Origin of the sequence: Streptomyces sp. NPDC046866, assembly GCF_040704625.1 — a bacterium.
Classification (GTDB): Bacteria; Actinomycetota; Actinomycetes; order Streptomycetales; family Streptomycetaceae; genus Streptomyces.
The window spans coordinates 363,494-381,797 of sequence record NZ_JBEYXN010000004.1 but is presented as its reverse complement, the minus strand read 5'-3'; the positions used below and the strand labels follow the sequence as shown (position 1 = coordinate 381,797).

Annotated in this window: 17 protein-coding genes; all 17 read right to left on the bottom strand. The window is 70.8% G+C overall.

The genetic code is table 11. The features are described from left to right. Positions 1–11: 11 nt before the first annotated feature. The 17 genes from atpA to thrC all read right to left on the bottom strand — a co-directional run bounded on the left by atpA (position 12) and on the right by thrC (position 18,304). Positions 12–1,607, bottom strand: coding sequence for a F0F1 ATP synthase subunit alpha (gene atpA / locus AB0953_RS10095; RefSeq protein ID WP_366858919.1), 1,596 nt, complete (start codon positions 1,605–1,607; stop codon positions 12–14). A 129-nt stretch (positions 1,608–1,736) separates the two neighbouring features. After that, a complete protein-coding gene (locus tag AB0953_RS10090; protein ID WP_366858918.1) occupies positions 1,737–2,552 on the bottom strand; it encodes a F0F1 ATP synthase subunit delta in 816 nt (271 codons plus the stop codon). Continuing rightward, positions 2,549–3,088: a F0F1 ATP synthase subunit B gene (locus AB0953_RS10085; RefSeq protein WP_030295274.1), complete on the bottom strand. Its 540-nt coding sequence runs from the start codon at positions 3,086–3,088 to the stop codon at positions 2,549–2,551. The genes AB0953_RS10090 and AB0953_RS10085 overlap by 4 nt, the downstream gene beginning before the upstream one ends. Positions 3,089–3,129: 41 nt before the next feature. Further along, complete coding sequence (atpE, locus tag AB0953_RS10080) at positions 3,130–3,363, bottom strand: ATP synthase F0 subunit C (RefSeq protein WP_355965164.1); 234 nt, start codon at positions 3,361–3,363, stop codon at positions 3,130–3,132. Between the two features lie 78 nt (positions 3,364–3,441). Continuing rightward, a complete protein-coding gene (atpB, locus tag AB0953_RS10075) occupies positions 3,442–4,281 on the bottom strand; it encodes a F0F1 ATP synthase subunit A (protein WP_366858955.1) in 840 nt (279 codons plus the stop codon). A 210-nt stretch (positions 4,282–4,491) separates the two neighbouring features. Further along, the gene (locus tag AB0953_RS10070) at positions 4,492–4,929 is read right to left on the bottom strand and encodes a hypothetical protein (RefSeq protein WP_366858917.1); all 438 of its coding nucleotides are present in this window, start codon (positions 4,927–4,929) and stop codon (positions 4,492–4,494) included. A 284-nt stretch (positions 4,930–5,213) separates the two neighbouring features. Continuing rightward, complete coding sequence (locus tag AB0953_RS10065) at positions 5,214–6,548, bottom strand: MraY family glycosyltransferase (RefSeq protein ID WP_366858954.1); 1,335 nt, start codon at positions 6,546–6,548, stop codon at positions 5,214–5,216. Between the two features lie 95 nt (positions 6,549–6,643). Then, on the bottom strand, positions 6,644–7,882 hold the full coding sequence (gene glyA, locus AB0953_RS10060) for a serine hydroxymethyltransferase (RefSeq protein WP_366858916.1): 1,239 nt from the start codon (positions 7,880–7,882) through the stop codon (positions 6,644–6,646). A gap of 178 nt (positions 7,883–8,060) precedes the next feature. Beyond that, the gene (locus AB0953_RS10055) at positions 8,061–8,702 is read right to left on the bottom strand and encodes a protein-tyrosine-phosphatase (protein WP_366858953.1); all 642 of its coding nucleotides are present in this window, start codon (positions 8,700–8,702) and stop codon (positions 8,061–8,063) included. A gap of 17 nt (positions 8,703–8,719) precedes the next feature. Further along, positions 8,720–9,367, bottom strand: a complete 648-nt coding sequence (locus AB0953_RS10050; RefSeq protein WP_366858915.1) for an L-threonylcarbamoyladenylate synthase — start codon at positions 9,365–9,367, stop codon at positions 8,720–8,722. Between the two features lie 46 nt (positions 9,368–9,413). Next, positions 9,414–10,259, bottom strand: a complete 846-nt coding sequence (prmC, locus tag AB0953_RS10045) for a peptide chain release factor N(5)-glutamine methyltransferase (RefSeq protein ID WP_361906816.1) — start codon at positions 10,257–10,259, stop codon at positions 9,414–9,416. Between the two features lie 51 nt (positions 10,260–10,310). Further along, a complete protein-coding gene (gene prfA / locus AB0953_RS10040) occupies positions 10,311–11,396 on the bottom strand; it encodes a peptide chain release factor 1 (protein ID WP_366858914.1) in 1,086 nt (361 codons plus the stop codon). A 111-nt stretch (positions 11,397–11,507) separates the two neighbouring features. After that, on the bottom strand, positions 11,508–11,726 hold the full coding sequence (gene rpmE, locus AB0953_RS10035; protein WP_361906812.1) for a 50S ribosomal protein L31: 219 nt from the start codon (positions 11,724–11,726) through the stop codon (positions 11,508–11,510). Positions 11,727–11,925: 199 nt separating this feature from the next. Next, positions 11,926–13,026: an LCP family protein gene (locus AB0953_RS10030; protein ID WP_366858913.1), complete on the bottom strand. Its 1,101-nt coding sequence runs from the start codon at positions 13,024–13,026 to the stop codon at positions 11,926–11,928. Positions 13,027–13,399: 373 nt separating this feature from the next. Further along, positions 13,400–15,436 (bottom strand): transcription termination factor Rho, encoded by a 2,037-nt coding sequence (gene rho / locus AB0953_RS10025; protein WP_366858911.1) that lies wholly within the window; start codon positions 15,434–15,436, stop codon positions 13,400–13,402. Positions 15,437–15,864: 428 nt separating this feature from the next. Continuing rightward, positions 15,865–16,797, bottom strand: coding sequence for a homoserine kinase (gene thrB / locus AB0953_RS10020; RefSeq protein ID WP_366858910.1), 933 nt, complete (start codon positions 16,795–16,797; stop codon positions 15,865–15,867). A 436-nt stretch (positions 16,798–17,233) separates the two neighbouring features. Further along, entirely contained in the window at positions 17,234–18,304 is a 1,071-nt protein-coding gene (gene thrC, locus AB0953_RS10015; protein ID WP_366858909.1) for a threonine synthase, read from the bottom strand.

Genomic DNA, 18,304 nt, shown 5'->3' with positions numbered 1-18,304 from the left:
CCCTTCCGTCGTCACTTGGAGACGTTGACGGCCGGTGCGTCCTCGCCCAGAAGCTTGCCGTCCGAGGTCTCGAACTGCCGCTTGAAGCCGGCGATGGCGTCGGCGATCGCGGTCAGGGTGTCGTCGGACATCTTGCCGCCCTCGGCGATCGAGGTGAGGAGGTCCTTGCGCTCGCGGCGCAGGTGCTCCAGCAGCTCCGACTCGAAGCGGCGGATGTCGGCGACCGGGACGTCGTCCATCTTGCCGGTGGTGCCGGCCCAGACGGAGACGACCTGCTCCTCGACCGGCATCGGCTGGTACTGGCCCTGCTTCAGCAGCTCGGTCATGCGCTTGCCGCGCTCCAGCGCGGCCTTCGACGCGGCGTCCAGGTCGGAACCGAAGGCGGCGAACGCCTCCAGCTCGCGGTACTGGGCCAGGTCGACGCGCAGACGGCCGGAGACCTGCTTCATGGCCTTGTGCTGCGCGGAACCACCGACGCGGGAGACCGAGATACCGACGTTCAGGGCCGGGCGCTGGCCGGCGTTGAACAGGTCGGACTCCAGGAAGCACTGGCCGTCGGTGATGGAGATGACGTTGGTCGGGATGAACGCCGAGACGTCGTTGGCCTTGGTCTCGACGATCGGCAGACCGGTCATCGAGCCGGCGCCCATGTCGTCGGAGAGCTTGGCGCAGCGCTCCAGCAGACGCGAGTGCAGGTAGAAGACGTCACCCGGGTAGGCCTCGCGGCCCGGCGGGCGGCGCAGCAGCAGCGACACGGCGCGGTAGGCGTCGGCCTGCTTCGACAGGTCGTCGAAGATGATCAGGACGTGCTTGCCGGCGTACATCCAGTGCTGGCCGATGGCGGAACCGGTGTACGGCGCCAGGTACTTGAAGCCGGCCGGGTCGGACGCCGGGGCGGCGACGATCGTCGTGTACTCGAGCGCGCCGGCCTCTTCGAGGGCGCCGCGGACCGACGCGATGGTCGAGCCCTTCTGGCCGATGGCGACGTAGATGCAGCGGACCTGCTTGTTCACGTCGCCCGAGCGCCAGTTGTCGCGCTGGTTGATGATCGTGTCGACGGCCAGAGCGGTCTTGCCGGTCTGACGGTCACCAATGATCAGCTGACGCTGGCCGCGGCCGATCGGCACCATCGCGTCGACGGCCTTGTAGCCGGTCTGCATGGGCTCGTGGACCGACTTGCGGACCATGACGCCGGGGGCCTGCAGCTCGAGGGCGCGGCGGCCTTCGGTCGCGATCTCGCCGAGACCGTCGATCGGGTTGCCGAGCGGGTCGACAACGCGGCCGAGGTAGCCCTCGCCGACGCCGACGGAGAGGACCTCGCCGGTGCGCTGCACCGACTGGCCCTCCTCGATGCCGCTGAACTCGCCGAGGACGATCGCACCGATCTCGCGCTCCTCGAGGTTGAGGGCGAGGCCGAGGGTGCCGTCCTCGAACTTCAGCAGCTCGTTCGCCATGGCGGAGGGCAGACCCTCCACCTTCGCGATGCCGTCGCCGGCAAGGCTGACCGTGCCGACCTCCTCGCGCGAGGCCGCGTCCGGCTTGTACGACTGGACGAAGTTCTCCAGTGCGTCCCGGATCTCCTCCGGCCGGATCGTGAGCTCCGCCATCTGGGTTCCCTGCTCTCCTTGTTGGGCCTGAAGCTTCTTAGGGGTCTGGGGGTGACCCCCAGGAATCTTCTGCAAGTTCTGCACGGCCCAACCGGGCCGCTAGGAATGCTTTGTTCTGTTGCCGGCCGGTCAGCCGGCCATGCGGCGGGACGCCTCGGAGAGGCGCTCCGCGATGCTGCCGTCGATGACCTCGTCGCCGACCCGCACCACGATCCCGCCGAGGACCGCGGGGTCCACGTCCAGGTTCAGGTGCATCTCACGGCCGTACAGCTTGGCCAGCACCGCGCCCAGGCGGTTGCGCTGGGCATCGCTGAGCGGAACCGCGGAGGTCACGGTGGCGACCATGCGGTTGCGGCGCTCGGCGGCGAGCTTGGACAGGGCCTCGAGGCCCCCTTCCAGGCTACGTCCCCGCGGGTGCGTGACGAGACGCGCGATCAGGCGCTCGGTCGCGGCGTCGGCCTTGCCGTCGAGCAGGCTGTGCACCAGCGTGCCCTTGGCGGAGGCGGAAGCCTTCCGGTCGGTCAGCGCGGCGCGCAGGTCGGTGCTGGTGGCGAGGATCCGGCCGAACCGGAAGACCTCGTCCTCGACGCTGTCGAGAGCACCGCTCTGCTGGGCCGCCGTGAGGTCGGCGGTGTCCGCCAGCTCCTCCAGGGCGTCCACCAGGTCGCGGGACTGCGACCAGCGGGAGCGGACCATGCCCGCCACCAGGTCGAGGGTCTCCCCGCCGACCTGGCCGCCCAGCAGGCGCTGCGCCAGCTCGGCCTTGGCCTCGGCGGGCTGCGCCGGGTCGGTGAGGACCCGGCGCAGCGAGACCTCACGGTCGAGCAGCGCGGTGACGGCAGCCAGCTCACCGGCGAGCTTCGCCGCGTCGACGGACGTGTTGTCCGTCAGCGCGTCGAGGCGCTCGCGCGCGGAGGCCAGTGCCTCGCGGCTCGCTCCGTTCATCGGGCCGCCTCGGCCTTCTCCTCAAGCTCGCTGAGGAAGCGGTCGATGGTGCGGCTCTGTCGCGCGGCGTCCTCGAGGGACTCCCCGACGAGCTTGCCGGCGAGGTCGGTGGCGAGCTTGCCCACGTCCTGTCGCAGCGCCTGAGAGGCGGCCTTGCGGTCGGCAGCGATCTGGGCGTGGCCGGCAGCGATGATCTCCTCACGCTGCCGCTGGCCCTCTGCGCGCAGTTCTTCCTTGAGCGCAGTGCCCTGCTCCAGCGCTTCCTGGCGCAGACGCGCGGCCTCGTGCCGGGCCTCGGCGAGCTGGGCCTTGTACTGCTCCAGCACGCTCTGAGCCTCGGTCTGAGCGGCCTCGGCCTTCTCGATACCGCCCTCGATCTGCTCGCGGCGCTCGTCCAGAACCTTGTTGATGTTCGGGAGGAGCTTCTTCGCGAGGAAACCGAAGACGATGACGAAGGCGATCAGACCGATGACGAGCTCGGGGATCGGCGGGACGAGCGGGTTTTCCGTCTCGGCCGCGAGAACCAGGAGGTTCACATCAGTGCCTTTCGTCTAATCGGACTAGTGGTCGGCTCGTCTTAGTAGACGAACGGCATGACCAGACCGATGAGGGCGAGCGCCTCACAGAAGGCGAAGCCGAGGATCTGGTTGGCGCGGATCAGACCGGCAGCCTCGGGCTGGCGGGCGAGGGCCTGCGTACCGTTACCGAAGATGATGCCGACGCCGACGCCCGGGCCGATGGCCGCGAGGCCGTAACCGATGGAGCTGAGGGAACCGGTGACGCCTTCGGCGGCAGCAAGGATCTGGGACATGCCAGTTCTTCCTTCTCTTTCACGGACCGGTGGGGGTTGGCCACCGGACGACAGGGGGATGGGGGTGGGCGGTCTGGCTCAGTGGTGCTCGGCGAGCGCGCCCTGGATGAAGCTGCAGGCCAGGAGGACGAAGACGTACGCCTGGACAGCCTGGATGAAGAGCTCGAAGGCGGTCATCACGATGACCATGACGAACGAGACGCCGGCGTAGGCGATGCCGATCCCGTTCAGCAGGTACCAGCTGGCGATCGTGAAGAGCAGCAGCAGCGTGTGACCGGCGAACATGTTCGCGAAGAGTCGGACCGCGTGGGTGAACGGGCGCACCAGGACGTTCGAGAAGAACTCGATGACCATGACCAGCGGGAGCACCGGGCCGAGCGACTTGTCGTAGCCGGTCAGGTTCTTCAGACCGCCGACGAAGCCGTGGCGCTTGAACGTCACCGACATCCAGATGAAGTACACGATCGCGGCCAGGATCGCCGGGTACGCGATGATCGCGGTCACCGGGAACTGGGCCACGGGGACGATCGACCAGACGTTCAGGATCCACACGAAGAAGAACAGCGAGACCATGAAGGGGACGTACTTCTCGCCCTCCTTCTTGCCGAGCGTCTCGTAGACGATGCCGCGGCGAACGAAGTCGTAGCCGCTCTCGGCGATCATCTGCAGCTTGCCGGGTACGACCTTCGGCTTGCCGAAGGCGGCCCAGAAGAAGGCCACGATGATGATCGAGCCCAGGAGGGCCAGCAGCATCGGCTTGTTGAAGTACGGGCTCGTCAGGCCGGCTTCGCCCCACAGCGGCTCGAAGAGGAACGAGTGCAGGCCCGGACCGGGGAAGCCACATCCGTCGAAGATGTGACAGTCGGTCTCGAAAGCGAGGACCTGCGTCGGGTCAGCACTCACCGCGGGCTCCTTCAGCGTGGCGCATAGGTACGGCAACCTCATCGTGTCGGCGCGGCGTACGGCCGCGGTTCGGCACTGGACTGGTGTAACGGGTGTGGGGGCGGCGATCAGGCATCGAGCCTCGCGATGGAACAGGCGTCAGCTCAGATGCCCGCGCCCGCAATGCCGCAGTTGGAACCGGACGATAGCAGCATCTCGAACGCTCACTTATCCCGGCCCTACCCCTCACGACTTCGGCCCCGGATTTTCGGGCTTGTCGCCCTTCGTCGAGTCCGGTTCGACATACAGGATCTTGGCCTTCATGTGCGTACGCGTCTGTGCGCCGATCCACACGAGGGTGGTGGCGACGAGCGTGATCGCGAAGGCCTTGGGGTTGAACAGCGTCGTGTTCTTGAACACGGCGACGAAGATGAAAAGCAGCAGCAGCTGGGCCGTGTAGAGCATCAGCCCCATGGCCTGAAACAGCTGCGGCAGGGACTTGGCGGTGCGCTGGAGCACGAAGAGCCCGAGCCCCATGAACACGATCACGATGAGCGTGGCGACGGCGGCGCCGATCGCGCCCTTGCCGCCCGCGAGCACACCGCTGACGGCCGCGGCGACGGCGCCGGCGGCAGCAGTGGGCACGACGATGGGCAGCAGGGATCGGGCGTCATCAGACCGCATGGCGCTTGGCTCCGCATGATGGTGGGGGCACGGACTCGTACGGGACTCGTACGGGACGAGCGTAAGCCCGGTCCGAGAGGGAACCTCGGGCCAATGGACCGTCGCACTACGGTCCTTCGGCTCTGTCGCCGGGTCTAGTGAACGGTATCACAAACTATTTGATGAGAGCTTTACCTGGGTGGTGTGCTCACTGTCACACATGAGAGCTAACCCGCCCGTGTGTGCAGGACAGCCCGGCATCTCGTGTGCTAAAGGGACGGCATGTCGGACTTGCGCCGTCGGCGTCAGCGCGCCGATCCGGCCTTACGCCGGTCGGGGAAGCGCGAACGGGGGCCCACGGCAGTCGCTCCGTTGACGCCGGAGACACCGACGGTGACGGGCCTCGCGGGCTCCGGCTCCCGCGCCGAGGCGTCCTGCGCCGCGGCCTCCGCGGCCCGCTCGGCGTGCCGGTAGCGCGGCGGGACGAGGAACTCCGCCCAGCGCGGCGCACGCGGCGTGAACCGCGGCAGGAGCAGCAGGACCAGGCCCACGGCGCTCAGCAGGGCGATCGCCAGCACGATCCACATCGAGGCGGAGTGCACGGAATAGGCCACCGCGCCGAAGGCGATCAGCCCCGACCAGAAGTACATGATCAGCACGGCCCGGCTGTGCGAATGCCCGAGTTCCAGCAGCCGGTGGTGCAGGTGTCCGCGGTCGGCCGCGAACGGCGACTGGCCCTTCCAGGTGCGCCGCACGATGGCCAGAATCAGGTCGGCCATCGGGATGGCGATGATCGTCAGCGGCAGCAGCAGCGGGATGAAGACCGGGAGCATCGCGTGCGTCGCGTTGCGCTCACCGCCGGCGAAGAGGGCCATCGTGTCCGGGTCGACCTGCCCGGTGATCGAGATGGCGCCCGCGGCGAGGACCAGGCCGATGAGCATCGAGCCGGAGTCGCCCATGAAGATCCGGGCGGGATGCATGTTGTGCGGCAGGAAGCCCAGGCACATGCCCATCAGGATCGCGGCGAACAGGGTCGCGGGCGCGGCCGGCTCGATGCCGTAGCCGTACCAGATGCGGTAGGCGTACAGGAAGAACGCCGCCGCGGCGATGCAGACCATGCCGGCGGCCAGGCCGTCGAGGCCGTCGACGAAGTTCACCGCGTTGATGGTGATCACCACCAGCGCCACGGTGAGCAGGTTGCCCTGCCACTGGGTGAGCGCGACCGTCCCGATGCCCGGGACGGGGATCCACAGGACGGTCAGACCCTGCATGACCATCACACCGGCGGCGATCATCTGGGCGCCGAGCTTGATCAGCGCGTCGATCTCGAACTTGTCGTCGAGCACGCCGATCAGCCAGATCAGGGCCGCCCCCGACAGCAGGGCCCGCGGTTCGTTCGACAGCTCGAAGACGCCGTTGAGGTTCTTCAGGTGGTCTGCGACCAGGAGCCCCGCGCACAGCCCGCCGAACATGGCAATGCCGCCGAGCCGCGGAGTGGGCTCGCGGTGCACGTCGCGGGCGCGGATCTCCGGCATCGCGCCGGCCGCGATCGCGAACTTCCGCACCGGTCCGGTCAGCAGGTAGGTCACCGCGACCGTGACGCAAAGCGTCAGCAGATATTCACGCACGGGCTGCCCCAGATGTATCGCCGGCCATCTCAGCCCCACACATTAGCTGCGATGTCCCCCTGCCCGAGGACGCGAGGGGCCCCTTGAACGGTTGCGGTAAACCCCTTTCATCCTGCTTGTTCCGGATACGGCGCAAAGGCCCGTGCCAGCTCGGAGGCCTCCGCACGGGTCCGCCCCGGCTCGCCCTGCAGCGCGGAGGCGAACAGGGCCGCGATGCGGGCCATCTCCGGCTCCCGCATGCCCTGCGTGGTGACGGCCGCCGTGCCCAGCCGGATGCCCCGCTGGTCCCCGTACGGCAGTGCGCAGGTGTCCAGCACGATTCCCGCCGCGGCGAGCCGCCCGCGGGCCGTCGGGCCGTCGATCCCGAGCGGCGCCGGATCGGCGGTGATCAGATGGGTGTCGGTCCCCCCGGTCGTCACGGCGAACCCCTGCGCGGCCAGCGCGTCCGCGAGCGCCCTGGCATTGGCGACCACCCGGTGGGCGTAGGTGGTGAACGCCGGCCGGGCGGCCTCGCCGAAGGCCACCGCCTTCGCGGCGATGGTGTGCATCTGGGCGCCGCCCTGCGTGAACGGGAACACCGCCCGGTCGATCCGCTCGGCGAACTCCCCGCCGCACAGCACCATGCCTCCGCGCGGCCCGCGCAGCACCTTGTGCGTGGTCGCGCACACGATGTCGGCGTACGGGACGGGGCTGGGCGCGGCCCCGCCCGCGACGAGCCCGATCGGGTGTGCGGCATCCGCGATGAGGTACGCGCCGACCTCGTCGGCGATCTCCCGGAACACCGAGTACTCGGGGTGCCGCGGGTAGGAGATCGACCCGCACACGATCGCCTTCGGCCGGTGCGCCCGCGCGAGGTCCTGCACCTGCCGGTAGTCGATCAGACCGGTCTCGGCGTCGACCCCGTACCCGACGAAGTCGAACCAGCGTCCCGAGAAGTTGGCCGGTGAGCCGTGGGTGAGGTGCCCGCCGTACGCCAGCCCCATCGCCAGCACCGTGTCGCCGGGCCGCAGCAGCGCCGCGTACGCCGCCAGGACGGCCGCGGAACCCGAGTGCGGCTGCACGTTGGCGTGCTCGACCCCGAACAGCGCGCGCGCCCGCTCCACCGCGGTCTGCTCGGCGAGGTCGGCGTACTCGCAGCCGCCGTGGTAGCGGCGGCCCGGATAGCCCTCGGCGTACTTGTTCGCGAGGGTGGAGCCGAGGGCCGCCAGGACGGCGGGCGAGGTGAAGTTCTCGGCGGCGATGAGCTGCAGCGAGGCGGCCTGCCGCTGCGCCTCCCCGGCGAGCACGTCGGCCATCTGCGGATCCTGCTGCCGCAGGACGTCCGCGGCCTGGGTCATGACGCTCATGGCGCGACTCCCGCGCAGTGGGGTACCGGTACCAGCCACTGTAGGCCGCACCGGCCCGTCCCGCCCTGCGACGTGCCACGGCCCACGACGCGCCGTGCCCCGACGGCGCCTGCGGCGGCCCGCGGGCACCGCCGGCACAAGAAGGCTCCGCGCAGCTCCGCCCAGCGGGAAGGGGGCGTCAGCGCGACGCCGTGACCCCCGTCAGGGCGGTGACGACGGGATCCAGCGCCTGGCTGATCTCGTCGCCGATCGACCGGAAGAACGTGATCGGCGCCCCGTACGGATCGTGCACCTCATCCGCATCCGCAGACGGCGCCAGCAGCCACCCCCGCAGCGCAGCGGCGGCCCGCACCAGCGCCCGGGCCCGCTCCGCCACCCCGTCGTCCAGCGGCGGCAGCGTGGCCGGATCTATCGCCCGTACCAGCCGCGTGAACTCCTTCAGCGTGAAGGTCCGCAGCCCGGCAGAGTGCCCCATCGAGATCACCTGCGCCCGGTGGTCGCGGGTGGCGGTCAGCACCAGGTCGGCCCGTATGACGTGCTCGTCGAGCAGCTCCCGCCCGGTGAACCCGGAGGCGTCCGCGCCGAAGTCGGCCAGCACGGCCGCCGCGTTGGCCTCCATCGGCGCACCCTCGTGGCCCCACGTGCCCGCGCTCTCCACGATCAGGCTGCTCGCGGGTATGTCGCCGAGCCGGCGGGCCAGCGCATGCCGGGTCAGCCGCTCGGTGATGGGCGAGCGGCACACGTTGCCGGTGCTGACGTGGAGGATGCGAAAGGTGTCGCCCCCGGCCACCGCTTCGGCCGGAAGGGGTTCGCTTGCTATGCCACGCCCCCGAGGGCTCACGGGGCCACCTCGAGGTCGGGTACGACCTCCCGCAGCTGCTCGGCGGTCAGCGCCCCCGCACGCAGCAGGACGGGAACCTTCCCGGTGACGTCGACGATCGACGACGGCTGGATCCCCGGCGTCGGGCCGGCGTCGAGGTACACCGACACCGAGTCGCCGAGCATCGCCCGCGCGGCGTCGCAGTCCTCGGGCGCCGGGTGGCCGCTCAGGTTGGCGGAGGACACGGCCATCGGGCCGACCTCGGTCAGCAGCTCGATCGCGACGGGGTGCAGCGGCATGCGCACGGCGACGGTGCCCCGGGTCTCCCCCAGGTCCCAGGCCAGCGACGGCTGGTGCTTGGCCACCAGCGTCAGCGCACCCGGCCAGAAGGCGTCGACGAGCTCCCACGCCTGCTCGGAGAAGTCGGTGACCAGCCCGTGCAGGGTGTTCGGGGAGCCGATCAGCACCGGGGTGGGCATGTTGCGGCCGCGCCCCTTGGCGGCGAGCAGGTCGCCGACCGCCTCGGCGCTGAAGGCGTCGGCGCCGATCCCGTACAGCGTGTCGGTCGGCAGCACGACGAGTTCGCCGCGGCGGACGGCGGATGCCGCTTCACGCAGACCCGTCTTGCGGTCCGTCGCGTCGTTGCAGTCGTATCGCCGTGCCATCAGCGGGCCTCCTCGTGGTGCAGGTGGGTGGCGGGAAGGGGGGCGCTCACGGCAGGGCCTTGCGGGCCGTGGCGAAGCGCGGGCGGTTGTTGAGGTCGGGGTGGTCGGCGGCGTCGGCCCAGCCCCGCTCCTCCGCGAAGATCCACGGGACCTGGCCGCCCTGCGTGTCGGCGTGCTCGATGACGACGATGCCGCCGGGCCGCAGCAGCCGGTGCGCGGTGCGCTCGATGCCGCGGATGGTGTCGAGGCCGTCCTCACCGGAGAACAGGGCCATCTCCGGGTCGTGGTCGCGGGCCTCGGGGGCGACGTACTCCCATTCCGTGAGCGGGATGTACGGCGGGTTGGAGATGACCAGGTCGACCTGGCCGTCCAGCTCGGGCAGCGCCTCCAGCGCGTCGCCCTGGTGGACGGTGACCCGCGAGCCCTCGGCGTTCTTGCGGGTCCAGCGCAGCGCGTCCTCGGACAGCTCGACGGCGTGCACGCGCGAGCGCGGCACCTCCTGCGCCATGGCCAGCGCGATCGCCCCGGACCCGGTGCACAGGTCGACGATCAGCGGCTCGACGACGTCCATCGCCCGGACGGCCTGTATGGCCCAGTCCACCACCGACTCGGTCTCGGGGCGGGGCACGAACACCCCGGGCCCGACCTGGAGCTCCAGGTACCGGAAGAAGGCCCGGCCGGTGATGTGCTGGAGCGGCTCGCGCGCCTCGCGGCGGGCGACGGCCTCCCAGTAGCGGGCGTCGAAGTCGGCGTCCTTGACGTGGTGCAGTTCCCCCCGCTTGACGCCGTGGACGAAGGCCGCGAGCTCCTCCGCGTCGAAACGCGGTGAGGGAACGCCTGCGGCGGCCAGCCGCTGGGTGGCCTGGGCCACCTCGGCAAGCAGCAAGTTCACGCTGGTCCTCCGGGCTGCTGTCGTACGAGGGGGTGACGGGGGGAGGTCAGGTCAGTTCTGGTTCGCGGCCGCGAGCTTCGCGGCCGAGTCCGTGTCGACGCACGCCTGGATGACCGCGTCGAGGTCGCCGTCGAGCACCTGGTCCAAGTTGTACGCCTTGAAGCCGGTCCGGTGGTCCGAGATCCGGTTTTCCGGGAAGTTGTACGTACGGATCTTCTCGGAGCGGTCCACGGTGCGCACCTGGCTGCGGCGGGCGTCCGCGGCCTCCTGCTCGGCGGCCTCCTGCGCCGCGGCCAGCAGGCGCGAACGCAGGATGCGCATGGCCTGCTCCTTGTTCTGGAGCTGGCTCTTCTCGTTCTGGCAGGAGGCGACCACGCCGGTCGGCAGGTGCGTGATGCGCACGGCCGAGTCGGTGGTGTTGACGGACTGGCCGCCGGGGCCCGACGAGCGGTACACGTCGATGCGCAGGTCGTTGGGGTTGATCTCGACCTCGACCTCCTCGGCCTCCGGGGTGACGAGCACGCCGGCGGCGGAGGTGTGGATGCGGCCCTGGGACTCGGTGGCCGGCACGCGCTGGACGCGGTGCACGCCGCCCTCGTACTTCATGCGCGCCCACACGCCCTGGCCGGGCTCGGTCGCGCCGTTGCCGCCCTTGGTGCGCACCGAGACCTGGACGTCCTTGTAGCCGCCGAGCTCGGACTCGGTGGAGTCGATGATCTCGGTCTTCCAGCCCACGCGCTCGGCGTAGCGCAGGTACATGCGCAGCAGGTCGCCGGCGAACAGCGCGGACTCGTCGCCGCCCGCGCCCGCCTTGATCTCCAGCAGCACGTCCTTGTCATCGCTGGGGTCGCGCGGGACGAGCAGCAGGCGGAGCTTCTCGGTGAGCTCCTCGCGGTGCGCGCTGAGCTCCTTGACCTCGGCGGCGAAGTCGGGGTCGTCGGCCGCGAACTCCTTCGCGGTCTCGATGTCGTCCGCGGACTGCTTCCACGCCCGGTAGGTCGCGATGATCGGGGTCAGCTCCGCGTAGCGCTTGTTGAGCTTGCGCGCGTTGGCCTGATCGGCGAAGACCGAAGGGTCGGCGAGCTTCTTCTCGAGGTCGGCGTGTTCGCCGACCAGTTCCTCGACCGCCTCGAACATCGGGGGCTCCTGGGGTGAAAAGTACGAAAAAGGGCTGCGGGACGACAAAGGCGCCGGCCCGGCCGCCCCCGCATGAGCGGGGTGCAGCCGGGGTCCGGCGCCGTGGGCTCGCTACTTCGAGCCGGCAGCCTTGCCGAAGCGGGCCTCGAAGCGGGCGACACGGCCACCGGTGTCGAGGATCTTCTGCTTGCCCGTGTAGAACGGGTGGCACTCGGAGCAGACCTCGGCACGGATGGTGCCCTCGGTCAGGGTGCTACGGGTGGTGAACGACGCGCCGCAGGTGCAGCTGACCGCGGTCTCGACGTACTCGGGGTGAACATCGCGCTTCAAGGTGTCTCCTAGATTCGGGAGGGCGCCGGGTCGCAGGGGCCGAATTGCGCACTGCGTGAACCGGGGCCGACAGACCAGTCTGCCAGGACCGGGCTGCCTGACAAAATTCCGGGAACGCCCTCCTCAACGAGCGGGGTCGGGCATCTATTCCGGGCCCCGACAGAACGCCTGTGACCAGGCCTTTCACCGCGGGGGCGGGTCAGCGCACGATCTCCCCCGCCGAGCTCTTGTCGCCGGCGGACCGCGCCGTGGCCTCGGCGGGGACCGGCTGCTCGGCCAGCAGCGCGTCCCAGACCATCTTGGACTCCTTGGTGAGCGGCACGACCCGGTCGGGGTCCAGCGGGTCCGCGGCCACCGGCAGCGTGATCATCTGCATGTTCTGGGCGTCGATGCCCTGCAGGCTCTGGGCGAAGCCGAGCAGGGACTTCACGTCGCCGAGCGACTTGTCCGTGGTCAGGGACTTGGTGCCGGTGTCGGCGAGGTCCATCAGCCGCTTGGGGTTGTCGAAGATGCCGATGCCCTTGACCTGCTTGATCAGCGCCTTCATGAACGCCTGCTGGAGCTGTATTCGGCCCAGGTCGCTGCCGTCGCCGACGCTCTTGCGGGTGCGGACCAGGCCCAGGGACTGCTCGCCGTTGAGGTGGTTCTTGCCGGCGGGCAGGTCGAGGTGGCTGGAGCCGTCCTTGATGGGCTTGGTCGTGGTCACCTCCACGCCGCCGAGGTTGTCGATGATCTTCTTGAAGCCCGTGAAGTCGACCTCGATGTAGTGGTCCATGCGGATCCCCGACATCTTCTCGACGGTCTTGACCACGCAGGCCGCCCCGCCGATGGTGAACGCCTCGTTGAACTGCTCGCGCTGGCGCCCCTTGTCCGTCTTGCCGTTGGGCAGGGTGCACGGCGGCCGGCTGACCATGGTGTCGCGCGGGATCGAGATGACGCTGGCCTTCTTGTGGCCGTCGTACAGGTGGATGATCATCGCCGTGTCGGAGCGGGCCGAGCCGCCGTCGTCGCGGCCGTACTCGGAATTGGCGCCGCCGCGGGAGTCGGAGCCGAGGACCAGGATGTCCATCGAGCCGTTGTCCACGTTCTGCGGGCGGTCCTTGCCGAGCGCACCGTCGATGTCGACCGTCTTCAGGTTCCCGTTCAGCTTGAAGTAGAACCAGCCGAGGCCCGCACCGCCGAGCAGGACCACGCCCGCCGCGCTCCACGCGACGATCGTCAGCGCCTTGCGGCTCTTCGCGGGCTTCCGCCGGCGCCGGGCCGCGGCACGCCCGCCGCCGCCCCTGCTGTCCTCGCTCATGCTCTCCTCAGTCCTGGACATACGGTTTCCGGCCATCCGGCCCGACCTCCCCCGCTCCCCCTCGCCCCCCTGACACAGACGGGGGAACACCCTCCAGGGTTCCACGGGCCTGCGGCGGGCCCCGACCGGGGTGGCCGGGCGGCCTGGGCCGCACGGCCCCGCGCGCCGCACACCGGCCGCCCGCACCGCCCGGGCCGGGGGCTTTCCCCCGGAAGGACGCACGCGGCCGCCCCGCGGTTCACCACGGGCCGGGTGTGGCGGAACCCGCACGCGCCGGGCCCGGGCGGGCGGAAAACGCGGGACCGCCCCCGCCGCGGCTGCGGTGGGGGCGGTCCCGGTGTGGGCCGTACGACGGCTCCGGACGCGAAGGACGTCAGTCGTCGTTCTTGCCGGCCGGCGTCGTCTTGGCGATCTGCATCAGGAACTCGGCGTTCGACTTGGTCTGCTTCATCTTGTCGAGCAGGAGCTCGATGGCCTGCTGCGAGTCGAGCGCGTGCAGCACCCGGCGCAGCTTCCAGACGATGGAGAGCTCCTCGCTGTTGAGCAGGATCTCCTCCTTGCGCGTACCCGACGGGTCGACGTCGACGGCCGGGAAGATGCGCTTGTCGGCGAGCTTGCGGTCGAGCTTGAGCTCCATGTTGCCGGTGCCCTTGAACTCCTCGAAGATCACCTCGTCCATGCGCGAGCCGGTGTCGACCAGCGCGGTGGCCAGGATGGTCAGCGAGCCGCCGTCCTCGATGTTGCGCGCGGCACCGAAGAAGCGCTTCGGCGGGTACAGCGCGGTCGAGTCGACACCACCGGACAGGATGCGGCCGGAGGCGGGCGCCGCGAGGTTGTACGCGCGGCCCAGGCGGGTGATGGAGTCCAGCAGGACGACCACGTCGTGACCCAGCTCGACGAGGCGCTTGGCGCGCTCGATGGCCAGCTCGGCGACGGTGGTGTGGTCCTCGGCCGGGCGGTCGAAGGTCGAGGAGATGACCTCGCCCTTGACCGACCGCTGCATGTCGGTGACCTCTTCCGGACGCTCGTCGACCAGGACGACCATCAGGTGGCACTCGGGGTTGTTCGTGGTGATCGCGTTGGCGATCGCCTGCATGATCATGGTCTTGCCGGTCTTCGGCGGGGCCACGATCAGGCCGCGCTGGCCCTTGCCGATCGGCGACACCAGGTCGATGATGCGCGTCGTCAGCACGCCCGGGTCGGTCTCCAGGCGGAGCCGGTCCTGCGGGTAGAGCGGGGTCAGCTTCTGGAACTCCGGGCGGCCGCGGCCGGATTCGGGCGCCATGCCGTTGACGGAGTCCAGGCGCACCAGCGCGTTGAACTTCTCGCGGCGCTCGCCGTCCTTGGGCTGGCGCACGGCACCGGTGATGTGGTCGCCCTTGCGCAGACCCGCCTTGCGGACCTGGGCGAGGGAGACGTACACGTCGTTCGGGCCGGGCAGGTAGCCCGAGGTGCGGATGAACGCGTAGTTGTCGAGGATGTCGAGGATGCCCGCGACGGGGATCAGCACGTCGTCGTCGGCGACCTGCGGCTCGCCCGGGGCGAACTCGTCGCGGCCGCGACGGCCGCGGCGGTCGCGGTAGCGGCCGCGACGGCCGCGACGGCCGCCCTCGTCGTCGAAGTCGTCCTGCGGGCCGCTGTCCTGCCGGCCCTGCTGGCCCTGCTGGCCCTGGCCGCGGCCGCCCTGCTGGCGGTCGCGCTCCCCACGGCCGCCGCCCTGGCCGCCCTGGGTGCCCTGGCCCTGCTCGTCGGCCTTGGTGCCCCGCTCGCGGCGGTCGCGCTGGCGCTCCCCGCGGTCGCGGCGGTCGCGGCGGCTGCGGGCCTCGCCCTCTTGGCCGGCCTGGGCGGGCGCGGAGACGGCGGTGGCGGCCTCGGCCTTGGCCTCGGCGGGCGCGGGGGCGGTGGCGGTGTCGGCCTTGGCCTCGACCACGACGGTGGCGGCCGGGGCCGCGGCCTCCGGGCTGCCGGAGGGGGCCGTGGCGCGGCGGCGGCGGCGCTCGGCCGCCGGGGCGTCGGCGCCGGCCGGCTGGCCCGGGATCTCGATCTGCGCGGGCGCGGCGGCCTTCTCGGCGGGCGCCTCGGCGGCGGCCTCGCCCGTGCGGGCCTTGCTGGTGGCCCGGCGCTTCGGCTTGGTCTCGGCGGCGTCCGCGGCGGGGGCCGCGGCCTTGGGGGCACTGCCGCCCGCCTGCGCCTCCTTGATGACCTCGATCAGCTGGCTCTTGCGCATCCGCGCGGTGCCCCTGATACCGAGGCCCGACGCGACCTGCTGCAGCTCGGCCAGGACCATGCCCTCGAGGCCGGTGCCGGAGCGGCGACGCCTGCTGGCAGTGCCTGCCGCGGCGGCCGCGGCGGGGGCGCTGGTGTCGACAGAGGTGTCGGCAGCGCCCATCAGATCGGTGGTGTCGCTCACGAAGGGTCCTTCCCTGGAGCGGACGTCGGCCTGTCTGGCTCGGCGACCGGTTGTGCTGTCCGACAGCGGGCCATGACTTGGTGGGTCGTGGACCGCAGCCGGGGCGGTGGTCCGCCGATAGAGATACGGCGGAGAGAAACGTGCATGAGTGGTTCCGGCGAGAGGCCCCCGAGCTGGAAGCGTGGGATGTTCACGCCGATTCCGGAGCGTGCTCGAGACTGCTGGCGACGATCAAAGCAGTCGGGGAGGCTCCCGGAAGAAAGGTGGTCCCGGATGGGGACACTGAGCACCGAGCCATGGCGGCTTCGGCTGCGCACTTGAGAGTAACACTACCGGATCCAACAGATATTCCCCCTCTCAATCACCGGCAATCGCGCCATCCGCGCGGGCGGCCTGCCCTGACCACCCGCCCCTGGCGGCTTCGCCCCTTAGGACTGGCCGCCCTGGGTGGCCAGCGGAAGGACGCTCGCGCCCGCGGCGTCGAGGGCGAGCCGGTTGGCCGCCCACCCCTCGCCGGCGAGCTGCGCGACCTTGTCGGCCGCGTCGTTGTCGGCCAGCGCGAGGACCGTGGGTCCCGCGCCGGAGATGACCGCGGGGATGCCGTCCGCCCGCAGTCGGTTGACGAGTGCCACGCTCTCGGGCATCGCCGGGGACCGGTACTCCTGGTGGAGCCGGTCTTCGGTGGCCGGCAGCAGCAACTCGGGACGCCTGGTCAGGGCTTCGACGAGCAGCGCCGCACGGCCGGCGTTGGCGGCGGCGTCCACGTGCGGGACGGTGCGCGGCAGCAGGCCGCGCGCGGTCTCCGTCAGGACGGGCTTGGACGGCACGAAGACCACCGGAACGATGGAACGGGACGGCTCCATGCGGATCGCCCTGCCGCTGCCGCCCTCCATCCAGGCCAGGGTGAAGCCGCCGAGCAGGCAGGCGGCGACGTTGTCGGGGTGGCCCTCGATCTCGGTGGCCAGTTCCAGCAGGGCTGTGTCGTCGAGCCGGGCCTCGCCGCCTATGGTCACGGCGCGGGCGGCGACGATGCCGGCGCAGATGGCGGCGGAGGAGGAGCCGAGGCCGCGGCCGTGCGGGATGCGGTTGGCGCAGACGACCTCGAGGCCGCGCGGCTGGCCGCCCAGCAGGTCGAAGGCGGTGCGCATGGAGCGTACGAGCAGGTGGCTCTCGTCGCGCGCCAGGGTCTCGGCGCCCTCGCCGGCGATGTCGATGTTCAGGCCGGAGTCGGCCACCCGGACGACGACGTCGTCGTAGAGCCCCAGGGCCAGGCCGAAGGCGTCGAAGCCCGGGCCGAGGTTGGCACTGCTGGCGGGGACGCGCACCCGTACGGCGGCGGCGCGGAACGCTGGACCGGCCATCGTCCGATGACACTCCTTGTGACTGTGCGAGACGAGATGTTCGCTGGCTCGCTGTGAATGTACTGGAGAACGTACGACACCCGAAGGCCCCCTGGGCAGCACCACGGTCATATGCGCGGTGGCGGATGTCCGTACAGCGTATCGAAGGAAGGTTCTCCCGCGACATAGGGCGCACGGGAGGCGCACGGTGCGTGTCGCGGTCTTCGACCCGAATTCTGCTGGTTCTTGACGGGGTGCGGGCCTTGCGGCCGGGTTCCGGATGGCTCCGGAACCCGGCCCGGGGCGCGGGTTTGCCGCCGGATTCCCGTCAGGCTCCCGCCCGTCTCCCGGCGGGCTCCTGCCGGGCTCTCGGCAGGCTCTCGGCGGTCTCTCGGCGAGCTCTCGGCAGGCTCTCGGCGGGCTCTCCCCGCCCTCCCGCCGGGCTCTCCCGCCGGGGTCAGACCAGGCCGAGGCGGACGGCCGCGGCCTCCGCGTCCACCGGCACGGTGACCGGCTGCGGGGCTCCGGCGACCGCCCAGTCGGGGTCCTTGAGGCCGTTGCCGGTGACGGTGCACACGATCCTCTGGCCGGGGTCGACCAGGCCCAGCTCGGCGGCCTTGAGCAGGCCGGCCACGGACGCGGCCGAGGCGGGCTCGACGAAGACGCCCTCCTGCGCGGCCAACAGCCGGTAGGCCGCGAGGATCTGGCGGTCCGTCACCTCGTCGATGAAACCGCCCGACTCCTCGCGCGCGGCGAGCGCGTACTCCCACGAGGCCGGGTTGCCGATGCGGATCGCCGTGGCGATCGTCTGCGGCTCCTTGACGACCTCGCCGCGCACGATGGGCGCGGAGCCGGAGGCCTGGAAACCCCACACGCGGGGCGTACGGGAGGCCAGGCCGTCGGCCTTGTACTCCTTGAAGCCCTTCCAGTACGCCGTGATGTTGCCGGCGTTGCCGACGGGCAGCACGTGGATGTCGGGGGCGTCGCCGAGCGCGTCCACGATTTCGAACGCAGCCGTCTTCTGGCCCTCGATGCGCACCGGGTTGACGGAATTGACCAGCGCCACCGGGTAGTTGTCGGACAGCGCACGGGCGAGGTCCAGGCAGTCGTCGAAGTTGCCGTCCACCTGGAGGATCTTCGCGCCGTGCACGAGGGCCTGGCCCATCTTGCCGAGCGCGATCTTGCCGCGGGGCACGAGGACGGCCGAGACCATCCCGGCGCGCACCGCGTACGCGGCCGCCGAGGCCGAGGTGTTGCCGGTGGAGGCGCAGATGACCGCCTTGGCGCCCTCCTCCTTGGCCCTGGTGATCGCCATGGTCATGCCGCGGTCCTTGAAGGACCCCGTGGGGTTCGCGCCCTCGACCTTGAGGTGCACCTCGCAGCCGGTGCGCTCGGAGAGCACCTGCGCGGGCACGAGGGGAGTGCCGCCCTCGCGGAGCGTGACCACCGGCGTCGTGTCCGTGACCGGCAGGCGGTCCCGGTACTCCTCGATGATGCCGCGCCACTGGTGGGTGCGATTGCTGCTCAT